Origin of the sequence: Clostridium sp., assembly GCF_050717535.1 — a bacterium.
Lineage (GTDB): Bacteria > Bacillota > Clostridia > Clostridiales > Clostridiaceae > Clostridium_AD.
On sequence record NZ_JBOITM010000092.1, the window covers coordinates 49,645 to 60,526 of the forward strand.

Here is a 10,882-nt window from a genome sequence, read left to right on the forward strand (position 1 = left end):
TAAACACAGAGGTTGTAATCCTCCTCTGTGTTCATATAAACATCTATTAAAACTACTTGTACTGGTTTTCAATCTACCCTTTTGTGAATCTTATTTCATGTCAAGAATTTTTTGATAAAGTGCAGCATTGTCTTTTGTAGAAGAATCAATCACAGCTTTACATGCTTCCTGCCAAGGTTTGATATCCTTAACTTCTATAATCTTAGTACCTTTTGCTTTTAAATCTACTAGTACTTTATTTTCAGCTTCTGCAGATATCTTTCTATTATATGCCGATGCAGCTTTACCTGCTGCTGTAATAACATCTTGCTGTTCTTTTGTAAGTTTATCCCAAGCTTTATCTGTAATGATTACTTGTACTGCACCAAGTGTATGGCCATCAAGAATCATATTCGGTGCAACTTCTTGGAACGCATTTGATTTATAGTTGGCAATAGGTTGTTCTGCGCCATCTACTACACCAGTTTGGAGTGCCGAATAAAGTTCACCAAAAGATACTACTGTAGGCGAAGCACCAAGACCTTTTACCATACCATTCATAACAGGGTCATTTGATACTCTTATTTTCATACCTTTTAAATCTGCTATAGTTTTAACGGGTTTAACTGTAAAGAAATGACGGAACCCTTCTTCTCCATAGAATAAGCCTCTAATACCCTTACCATTTTCATGAGGCTCCATAAGGAATTCAGGAGCTAAGTCAGATGTAGCGAAATTCCAAAAATGTTCACGACTTACAAATGTATAAGGAATGGAAAGCAGTTTTGACTTTGCTCCACCGTAACTTGTAAGAGCAAATGCTGAGATACGGGACATATCAATTGTTCCACCACCACCAAGCATTGAATCAAGCACATCATTTTCTGCTCCTAAAACTCCACTTGCCTGAATATCAATCTTAATCTTTCCCTTTGAAAGTGATTCTACTTCTTCTTTAAATTTAGTATCTGTTTGACCAACAATAGTATCTAGTGGATTAACCTCTGCATATACTAGAGTTACCTCTGGTGCTGTTGCCGTTCCTGCTGCTGCAGCTGTTGTTTCTTTTACCTCTGTTTTTGTTGGTGTTTTCATACCACAACCTGCAAGCATTCCTACAGTAAGTACAAGACATGAAAATATAGCGATAAATTTCTTTTTATTCATAATTTTCCCCCCTACTAATTGTTTTATTTATGTTTTATCTATGTACTTATCATACTATTTGGTGTAACCCTTTACTAGACGAATAACTTGCGATTATATGTAATTCATTGTCCTATTAAAAAAATCCTCCATATCCTGCGAAAAACACAGGATATGGAGGAAGTAAACGATATGCTACTTATTTTAGAAAATCATCTCTTTGTGGAGTAAAAACATCTAATATGGTTGAATCCTCCAGTGCTAAAACACCATGTAGTGCGTTTGGCACAACATAAAAAGTATCACCAGCTTTTACTATCTCCTTTTTTCCATCAATATTTACCTCAAAACTTCCTTTTATAATATAACTAATTTGTTCATGTATGTGCGCATGAATTTCTCCAACTGAGCCTTTAATAAAGTTTACCTCTACCATCATTATGCTCTCCACATGTGCTAATATCTTGCGGGATACCCCCTTGCCAAGATCACTTAATTTCACATTATCATTTCTTACTATCATATATCTTTCCCCCTATTTTATATTTAATTAGTAATCACTATTTTCATATCCTTAAATCATCTCCTGCGGAGCTGCAGATTAACGACTTCAGAAGGAGATTTAGATTCCCACTAAAGTTTTCTCTTTGTTACAGCATGTAACTCCCACTTATAGAAGTAGGAGACTTTCCTTCTGAAATGTCGTTAAAACTATAAATTGCAGTATTCCTTAGGTGAAATATTAGTATATTTTTTAAATGCTTTACTAAAATAATTTTGATCTAAGTATCCAACTTCACTAGCAATTTGTTTAACAGATTTATTTCCTTCCATAAGCAAACACTTTGCTTTTTCCATTCTAATTTTAATTATGTATTCCTTAATGTTCATGCCGTAAGCCTTAGAAAATATTCTACTTAAATAGAAGCTACTCATTGAAACATATTGTGCTAGATTATCTAAGCTTATATCATTCATATAGTTATTTTCAATAAAAATCTTCACTTTTTCTAGTAAATCAATATTTTTGCTTCTTTTATAGCTTGATATGTAATGTATAAGATCTTTCAATACCATGTTTACACAATTCTTCAGATCTAGAATTTCTGTTAAATTAACCAATTCATTCAATATTTTATCTTTGTTAAAGCTTTTAAAATCTTTGCCAACAAATTCAGTTATGTCATCAATAATTCTATCCAAAATAACTAAAAGATTTTTTTTAGTAACTAAAAGATTAGAGCAATCATTTGCACAAAGTAAATTATTCAACATAATATCAACTTCAATTATTGCTCCATTTAAATCTTCATTTACAATTTTACAACTTATAATATGATTAACTTCTTTCACATTGTTATTATTGTTTATAACTTCTTTTTCCGAAAGAGAATTTTTATTTATTTTCTTTTTAAAACAACGTTCTGCCTCTTTATAAGAAAGATATAATTGTTTAAAACCCACATACGTTGATGAGACACCTATAGATAAAGTTGCCTCATAGTTTAGTTTAAAATTCTCTTGAAGATTATTTAACAAATCATTAAAAACTTTACTTAGAATTTTATTTCCTACCGCTTCATCAAAAACAAATAATATAATATGATTTAAACATAACCCTCCAACCATTTTAGGGAATAAAATACTCAATTTATTTTTTATCACAACAATACTATTTTCATTAAAAATTTTCTTATCTAAATTAAATATTATGCAACAAAACTTAGTACTATCAATATTTAGTATATTCTTGTATTCATTAAATTGAATTTCAGTTAAGGTAACACCATAAGCTATGTTTGCCACCATCTGCTTTTCAACATAAGGGGAAATTTTCTTATAAGTTTCCTTCAATTCATTATTATTGTTTATAATTGAATTTTTAGAGTTAATTTTAAGAATTACTTTATTTAGAGAACTCACAAATTCCTCATTTGAAAATGGCTTAAGTAAATAATCACTTACACCAATATGTATTGCTTTTTTAGCATAATCAAAATAATTAAAAGCAGTTAGTATTATAAATTCGGTTTCCTTGTAATTATTTTTAATAAGACTACATGCTTCTAGTCCATCCATTATAGGCATATGAATATCCATTAATACAATATTAGGTTTAAATAAACTAGCTTTCTCTACAGCATCCCTACCATTGTTTACTTCAGCAACTACTTCAATACTATCAGAAAAGTATTTGTCCAAAAGAAATCTAAGCGCTTTTCTTTCTAATGCCTCATCCTCAGCTATTAAAAGTTTTAACACTATCTTCACCCCCATCAATTGGAATCAAAATTACCACTTCTGTACCTTCTCCCTTTTGACTTTTGATCATAAATAAATCACTTCTATTAAAGTAAAGTCCTACCCTCTTTTTCACATTAAACACTCCAAGTCCCATTGATTCGTCTTTAACCTCATTCAAAAGAGTATTTATTTTTTCATTGTCCATTCCTACACCATTATCTTTAATACTAATAGCAATAAAACTGTTTTTTTCTTTTACTGTAATACTTATTATGCCACCACTATCTTTTTCCCTAAGACCATGAATTATTGCATTTTCCACTATAGGTTGAATGAGCATTGGAGGCACTTTTACCTCATATAAGTTTTTATCAATATCAAAGTTAAAGCTCATTTGATCTTGAAATCTAGTTTCTTGTATAATAACATAAGCCTTTGTCATGCGTATTTCTTCTTCTAATTTCACCATTTTGTCTTTACAGTCTAAATTGTATCTAAGTATTTTTGAGGTGGCTTCTATTAGTTTCACAGTTTCATCTGCGTACTCAAACATAGCAACTCTACTAATAGTATTTAGTGTATTAAATAAAAAATGAGGGTCCATCTGTGATTGTAGGGCTGATAATTGGGTTTCTTTAATTAATTTGTCCTTTTCAACATTTTTAAGTTGTTCTATATGATAATTCTTTTCAATCTCAGTTTTTTCATTTAATTCCTCAATAAATTCACGAATACTATGTTTCATTTTATCAAAAGCCCTTGCCAGACTGTTTAACTCATCGTATTTTTGATCTTCAAGATCTGGTATTTCCCATTTTGCATCTGATAACAGACCTGCATATTTTCGGAGCCTACCCATAGTGTTGTTCAAGTCTCTACTTACAATCATAGTAAATACAAAGCTAATTAATAGGATTAAAATTAATGCAATATAGATTTTTATTTCTGTATTTTTATACCTTACAATTGTAGTAGAATACTGTAAATTAGAGTAATTCAAATATGAGACCATTAATGACTTAGAATGTTTATTTATATAAGTAAACAATGTCTTTAGTTCCGTTAATTTATCATAACTTTTTGAATCTAATGTTTCGGCATATATTACTTTACTCATTAACTGGTAGGATTGGTCTTTATAAGAGCCAAACATATTATTTAAATTTCGTAAATAAACACCACTATCTTTGTCCTCTCGAATATATGGCTCAATTTCTATTATTAAATTTTTAATTTTATTATTTGACTCATCATATTTTTGAATATTTTCAGTATCCCTGGTTTTTATAAACATATCAAAAAAACCCCAACTATTACTAAATTCTAAAGACAGCTTACTCAATTTAATATTTATCTCGGTAACCTCATCATACTTCTGAGAGGTAAACTTACTTTCATATAGTGAAAAAGCAAAACCAATGCCCATTATCAAAATAATAAGTATAAAATTATTGAAAAATATCTTTGCTATAGATTTTTTATTAACAGCTTTTTTAAATTTCATTTTAAACTCCTTAAAATAAAATAACAAATAATTATTTAGCTCTACATTATGATAAATATTAATCAATATTTTATCCTTAGTATATTTAACCAAACCTCAGACAAGCCTAAAAAGTTTGTCTGAGGTTCAATATATATTATTACAATTTAATCATTAAATAAAATCTATAAGTTTTCTTTGATTTTGTTTATTAACACATTATATTCTTCATCTTTAAGAAGAACCTTATCACTAGGCATCATTTCAAATGTTCCTCCAAAACTAGGTCCATTCTTATATTTAGGAACTATATGATAATGAAGATGAGTCATAGTATCAGCATAAGCACCGTAATTAATTTTATCAGCTGAAAATGCTTTACTTAAAGCATTAGCAACTTTAGCCACATCCTTCATGTAAAGTGAACGCTCATCATCATTTAAATCAAAAAGCTCACTTTTATGTCCATTATATGCTACAACACATCTTCCCTTATAAGTCTGTTCTTTAAATAAATATAAGGTTGAAGATTCAAGCTTACATATTTCAATCATTAAATCAGTAAGTCTTTCATCTTTAACACAGTAAAAACAATTTTTATCAAAATTCATGTTAAATCTCCTTTTTATTTGAATTTCCAGTAATATCTATGCTAAAATCTTCACAACAACCTTCTTAACATGTTGTCCGTTATTAACCTTTATCCCTGGCATATGTGCATCTTGGGGTGCGAATATAGCAAAAGTACCTTCATTAAGTAATAACAAATCGCCTTCGCCCTGTAAAAACATTACATCTTTTTGTTCATTATATTCACCAATCATTTTCATCTCATCAATACTAGCATACCCAATCTTTTCTTTCCCTGAAGCCACATATTGTATATCTAAATGATTTTTGTGTGCTTCCCACTTACCTGCCTCTATATTTTTTGCATCGTATTCAGATACAACAACGATAACATTCTTTCCATCAATTTCATGTTTTCCTATTTCAAGCTTTTTTAAATCTGTATTTTGTAAATATTTCAAAGCTTTTTCTATTCTACTAGAAAGACCATAATATTGTGCCGCATTACTTAATTTATCTATTACCATTTGTTATTCCTCCAATATTTTTATCTAATCCTATCGTTCATCAAAATAATATTAATTAAAGTGTAACTCCACTTTTAAATATAGCAAGCTCTCTAAAATTATTTTTCTCATTGTTAGTTAGTTCACCACTAGCTACTTTGATTACATATTCTATAAATTCCTCAGTCAAGGTTTCTAAGGACTTATCCTTAGTTAATCCTCCTGCATTAAAATCAATCCAATGAGGTTTTAATTCATATATTTGACTGTTTGTTGAAATCTTCATTGTAGGTACAAAACTTCCAAATGGAGTGCCCCTTCCTGTTGTGAATAGAATCATTTGACAACCAGCAGCTGCTAGCGCAGAGGATGCTACTAAATCATTCCCAGGAGCGCTTAAAAGATTAAGTCCACTTTTCCTTAAAACTTCTCCATATTTAAGCACATCCATCACGGTTGCCGTACCTGATTTTTGTGTACAACCTAGTGATTTATCTTCAAGAGTAGTTATGCCCCCTGCTTTGTTTCCTGGAGAAGGATTCTCATATACTGGCTGATTATAACCCATAAAATATTCTTTAAAGTCATTAATTAAATGAACTGTTTTATTAAATATTTCTTTGTTTTCAGCTCTAGCCATTAAAAGTGTTTCTGCTCCAAACATTTCAGGCACTTCTGTTAATATTGTGGTTCCACCTTGAGCTACAAGGAAATCCGAAAATCTTCCCACAAGAGGGTTTGCAGTTATACCCGAAAGCCCATCAGATCCTCCACATTTCAATCCTATTTTGAGCTCTGATAAACTGCAAACTTCCCGAACGTCGCCCTTCATGTTTTCATAAAGTTCTACAAGAAGTTTGGCACCTTCTTCTATTTCATCTGAAACTTCCTGAGAAATTAAGAACTTTACTCTTTTTTCATTAAATTTGCCTAGGGATTTTTTAAAATCAGACATACTATTATTCTCGCATCCAAGCCCTAATACTAAGACTCCACCATTATTGGGATGTTTAACCGCATCGCCTAATATAGTTCTTGTATTTATATGATCCTCTCCAAGCTGTGAGCAACCATAATTATGCTTTAATATAAAAGTATTATCTATAGACTCATTCCCTACCATTTCTTTAAACCTATCGATAATTCTATCCCCAATACCGTTTACACAACCTACAGTAGGAACTATCCAAAGTTCATTTCTAATGCCTACATTTCCGTCAATTCTTTTATATCCACTAAATGTTAATTTTCTATTTATAAAACTATTTTCTGTAAGCTTTTGGTTAAAAATATATTCCTTTATTCCATCTAGATTTGTTTTTATATTATGAGTATGAACCCATTGTCCTTTTGAAATATCAATAATTGAATGTCCTATAGGAAATCCATATTTTATAATATTATCATTTATTTTAATATCAAGAGTAGCTATTTTATGACCTCTTTTAATATCTTCTTTTAATATTACTTCACTATTACCTATAGAAATCACTTCACCCTTTAAAAAATCAGTTAAAGCCACTACTATATTATCTTTTTCATTTATCTGTATTATATTTTTCATGAGCACACCCTCACTTTCATTAAAGAACTTTTTTAATAGCTTCTTGCATACCAAGTTTCTCAATGTTTGTTAAATAATGTGTTACTGCATCTGTTAAACCTTGAACCTCATTTAAATCCATTTTCCAAACTTTTTTATAATTAAGTACTTTAGTTACTAGATTTCTTAATGCTGATTCACTTCCATCATAATTATCCCAGAGAGTTTTGTAAAGCTCTAAAACAACGGTGTCATCAGATAATTTAATTGTTTCTTCTCCTCTTTTTCCTTTATAGAATTCTATAAGTGCTGCTAGTGAGAATACTAACCTTTTAGGTAGTTCACCCTTTATCTTTACAAACTCAAGTAATGAAGGTAAATCTCTTGTTTCATACTTTGACATTGAATTTAAAGATATACTCATTAAATAATGCTTAACAAAAGGATTCATAAATCTTTCTAGAACAACTTTTGCATAGTATGATAATTCTTCTTCTGGTAGATCTAGTGTAGGGATTATTTCTTCGTATATTGTGTCTTTAATAAATTTTCCAATAACCTGATGTTCCACAGATTCCGCAACAGTATTTAAACCATAAAGGTAGGATACTGGCACCAGCGATGTATGTGATCCATTTAGTATTCTTACTTTTCTTGTTCTATATGGAGTCATATCTTCAACAAACTTAACATTAAGTCCGGCTTTACTTGCTGGAAATTCCTTTTCAATCCATTTTGGTCCTTCAATAATAAAAAGGTGAAAATGTTCTCCGACATTAACTAAATTATCTTCATAGCCGAGTTCCTGCGTTATTTCACTTATAGTATCTCTTGGATAACCTGGAACAATTCTGTCAACAAGTGTAGAGCAAAAGGTATTAGCTTCATTTATCCAAGTGGCAAACCCTGCTTCCAAATTCCAAAGCTTAGCAAATTTAAGAATTATTTCTTTAAGTTTGTCGCCATTTCTATCAATAAGCTCACAAGGTATTATTATTAAACCTTTATTCGCTTCTCCATTAAAAAACTTAAATCTATGATATAAAAGTGCTGTGAATTTTCCTGGAAAACTTTTCTGAGGCTTATCTTCTAGCTTATCACTTTCGTCATATGCAATGCCTGCTTCAGTAGTGTTTGAAAACACAAATCTTAGTTCTGGATTTTCAGCAATCTTTAAATATTCATCGTTCTGCGTATAAGGATTTATTCCGCGGCTTATACTATTTATTACTGAATGCTCAGCTATTGCTCGTCCTTCATTCATTCCCTGCAAGTAAAGAGTGTACAAACCATCTTGCTCATTTAATTTATCTACCAAACCAAATTCAATAGGTTGAACTACTACTACACTACCATTAAAACCTGCCTTTTTATTCATTTTATCAATTTGCCAATCCACAAATGCTCTTAAAAAGTTTCCCTCACCAAATTGAAGTACTCTTTCTGGATACTGTTTATATTCACCATATGTTTCCTTACTTAATAGCAATTTTATTCCTCCTTATCTTTCTATTATTTTCTTTTTACCGATAAATGCCATTAATTGTTCTAGATTTGGATACCCTTCCATATCTCCTTTTACCAATATAGCCATTGCACCTACTCCATTTGCACATTCTCCACATTCACTAAGGCTCAGTTTTTGTAATAAACCTGAAAGAAAACCTGCTGCAAAGCCATCCCCTGCTCCAACCGTATCTTGTGGATTTTCTACAGGGTATCCTTTTAGATAGTGCGATTCCTCTTTATCAGATATATAGCAGCCTTTTTCCCCAAGCTTAACTATTACTAAACCACAGCCCATTTCCATAAACCTTTTAGAGATATCTTCAGGATTATCTAAGCCAAGCATCATTTGCCCTTCATCTATACCAGGAAAAATTATATCTGATTGTTTTGCAATTTCAAGAAGCACTGGTACAGCCTCTTGCCTGCTCCATAACTTCAGTCTAATATTTGGGTCAAAGGAAACTAGTACCTTATTTGCTTTTGCAATTTCTATAGCCTTAAATACTGTTTTCCTACAACTTTCTGAAAGTGCAAGTGTAATCCCTGTAATATGAAGTATCTTTGCACTTTTTATATAATCCTCATCTAGTTCTTCTGGTTTCAAAGTACTAGCTGCTGAATCTTTTCTATAATAGTAGACATTTGGATTAGAGTGCATAAATCTTTCTTTAAATAATATACCCGTATTCTTTTGTGAATCTACAAGAACCCTGGATACATCTACACCTTCTCCTCTAATTGTTGCCTCTATATACCTTCCAAATTCGTCATTCCCAAGCTTTGAAAACCACCCAACTTTATGTCCCAGTTTTGCAAGTGCTATTGCCACATTGGACTCTGCCCCTGCAATAGATTTATTGAAATTTTGAACATACCTTAAAGGTCCCGAGGAATCCGGTCCAAATAAAACCATAGACTCCCCAAAAGTTACTACATCCATATTTATCTTTGCACCCTTCCTGACGCATCGCCATTCATAAGTGTTTCTACCTCATCTTTAGAAACAAGGTTGAAATCTCCCTCTACAGTATGCTTAAGGCAAGAAGCCGCAACTGCATATTCAAGGGATTCTTGGTTGGTCAGGCCTGTTGTTAATCCATAAATTAAACCTGCTCCAAATGAATCCCCGCCACCAACTCTATCCACTATATGCATTTTATATTTTTTCGAACTGTAAAATTCACTTCCATCATAAAGCATTGCAGACCAACCATTGTCGCTTGCTGAAAAACTTTCTCTAAGTGTAATGGCAACGTACTTTAATCCGAATCTCTCTGAAAGTTTTGTGGCAACATTTTTATAGCCTTCATGATTTATGCTTCCACCAGTTATATCCGTGCCTTCTGCACTAATTCCAAAAACTTTTTCTGCATCCTCTTCATTTGCTATTACTACATCACAGTACTTAACAATTTCACCCATAACCTTGCCAGCTTTTTCACTGCTCCAAAGTTTTTTTCTGAAATTTAAATCTACACTTACCATAACTCCAGCTTCTTTTGCTGCTTTTACTGCATCTAATGTTATTGCTGCACATTCATCTGAAAGTGCAGGAGTTATTCCTGTAAAATGGAACCACTCCGCACCCTTGAAAATCTCTTTCCAATTAAAATCTTCTCTTTTAGCCTGTGCAATAGCTGAGTATGCTCTATCGTAAATCACTTTAGAAGGTCTTTGGGAGGCCCCTTTTTCACAATAATAAATACCTACTCTGTCTCCACCACGTGTTACCATGTTAGTATTAACTCCATATTTTCTAAGCTCATTTACTGCTGCTTGGCCTATTTCATGTTTTGGAAGTTTTGTTACAAAATATGCTTCCTTACCATAGTTTGCAAGTGATACAGCGACATTTGCTTCTCCCCCGCCATAAACAACTCCAAACTCTTTTGCTTGTGCAAA

At 31.6% G+C, this 10,882-nt stretch carries 10 protein-coding genes; all 10 read right to left on the reverse strand.

What is annotated here, in order from left to right; genetic code table 11:
* Positions 1–90: 90 nt before the first annotated feature.
* Complete coding sequence (locus ACREVU_RS20390; protein ID WP_431553434.1) at positions 91–1,146, reverse strand: TRAP transporter substrate-binding protein; 1,056 nt, start codon at positions 1,144–1,146, stop codon at positions 91–93.
* A gap of 178 nt (positions 1,147–1,324) precedes the next feature.
* Positions 1,325–1,648 carry a cupin domain-containing protein gene (locus ACREVU_RS20395; RefSeq protein WP_431553435.1) on the reverse strand — a complete coding sequence of 108 codons (324 nt, stop codon included), beginning with the start codon at positions 1,646–1,648 and terminating at the stop codon, positions 1,325–1,327.
* A 188-nt stretch (positions 1,649–1,836) separates the two neighbouring features.
* The gene (locus ACREVU_RS20400) at positions 1,837–3,387 is read right to left on the reverse strand and encodes a response regulator (RefSeq protein ID WP_431553436.1); all 1,551 of its coding nucleotides are present in this window, start codon (positions 3,385–3,387) and stop codon (positions 1,837–1,839) included.
* The gene (locus tag ACREVU_RS20405) at positions 3,365–4,873 is read right to left on the reverse strand and encodes a sensor histidine kinase (protein ID WP_431553437.1); all 1,509 of its coding nucleotides are present in this window, start codon (positions 4,871–4,873) and stop codon (positions 3,365–3,367) included. The genes ACREVU_RS20400 and ACREVU_RS20405 overlap by 23 nt, the downstream gene beginning before the upstream one ends.
* A 164-nt stretch (positions 4,874–5,037) precedes the next feature.
* On the reverse strand, positions 5,038–5,463 hold the full coding sequence (locus tag ACREVU_RS20410) for an HIT family protein (protein WP_431553438.1): 426 nt from the start codon (positions 5,461–5,463) through the stop codon (positions 5,038–5,040).
* Positions 5,464–5,499: 36 nt separating this feature from the next.
* Positions 5,500–5,949: a NanQ anomerase/TabA/YiaL family protein gene (locus ACREVU_RS20415; RefSeq protein WP_431553439.1), complete on the reverse strand. Its 450-nt coding sequence runs from the start codon at positions 5,947–5,949 to the stop codon at positions 5,500–5,502.
* Between the two features lie 55 nt (positions 5,950–6,004).
* Complete coding sequence (locus ACREVU_RS20420) at positions 6,005–7,492, reverse strand: UxaA family hydrolase (RefSeq protein ID WP_431553440.1); 1,488 nt, start codon at positions 7,490–7,492, stop codon at positions 6,005–6,007.
* Positions 7,493–7,511: 19 nt separating this feature from the next.
* Positions 7,512–8,960 carry a tagaturonate reductase gene (locus ACREVU_RS20425; protein WP_431553441.1) on the reverse strand — a complete coding sequence of 483 codons (1,449 nt, stop codon included), beginning with the start codon at positions 8,958–8,960 and terminating at the stop codon, positions 7,512–7,514.
* Positions 8,961–8,972: 12 nt separating this feature from the next.
* Complete coding sequence (locus tag ACREVU_RS20430; protein ID WP_431553442.1) at positions 8,973–9,920, reverse strand: sugar kinase; 948 nt, start codon at positions 9,918–9,920, stop codon at positions 8,973–8,975.
* Between the two features lie 2 nt (positions 9,921–9,922).
* Positions 9,923–10,882: PfkB family carbohydrate kinase (locus tag ACREVU_RS20435; protein WP_431553443.1), on the reverse strand; the 960-nt coding region annotated here is incomplete at its 5' end.

Bases quoted from the DNA above. Each gene is read 5' to 3' on its own strand.
- ACREVU_RS20390 (WP_431553434.1), bottom strand. From the start codon at position 1,146: ATGAATAAAAAGAAATTTATCGCTATATTTTCATGTCTTGTACTTACT.
- ACREVU_RS20395 (WP_431553435.1), bottom strand. From the start codon at position 1,648: ATGATAGTAAGAAATGATAATGTGAAATTAAGTGATCTTGGCAAGGGG.
- ACREVU_RS20405 (WP_431553437.1), bottom strand. From the start codon at position 4,873: ATGAAATTTAAAAAAGCTGTTAATAAAAAATCTATAGCAAAGATATTT.
- ACREVU_RS20410 (WP_431553438.1), bottom strand. From the start codon at position 5,463: ATGAATTTTGATAAAAATTGTTTTTACTGTGTTAAAGATGAAAGACTT.
- ACREVU_RS20415 (WP_431553439.1), bottom strand. From the start codon at position 5,949: ATGGTAATAGATAAATTAAGTAATGCGGCACAATATTATGGTCTTTCT.
- ACREVU_RS20420 (WP_431553440.1), bottom strand. From the start codon at position 7,492: ATGAAAAATATAATACAGATAAATGAAAAAGATAATATAGTAGTGGCT.
- ACREVU_RS20430 (WP_431553442.1), bottom strand. From the start codon at position 9,920: ATGGATGTAGTAACTTTTGGGGAGTCTATGGTTTTATTTGGACCGGAT.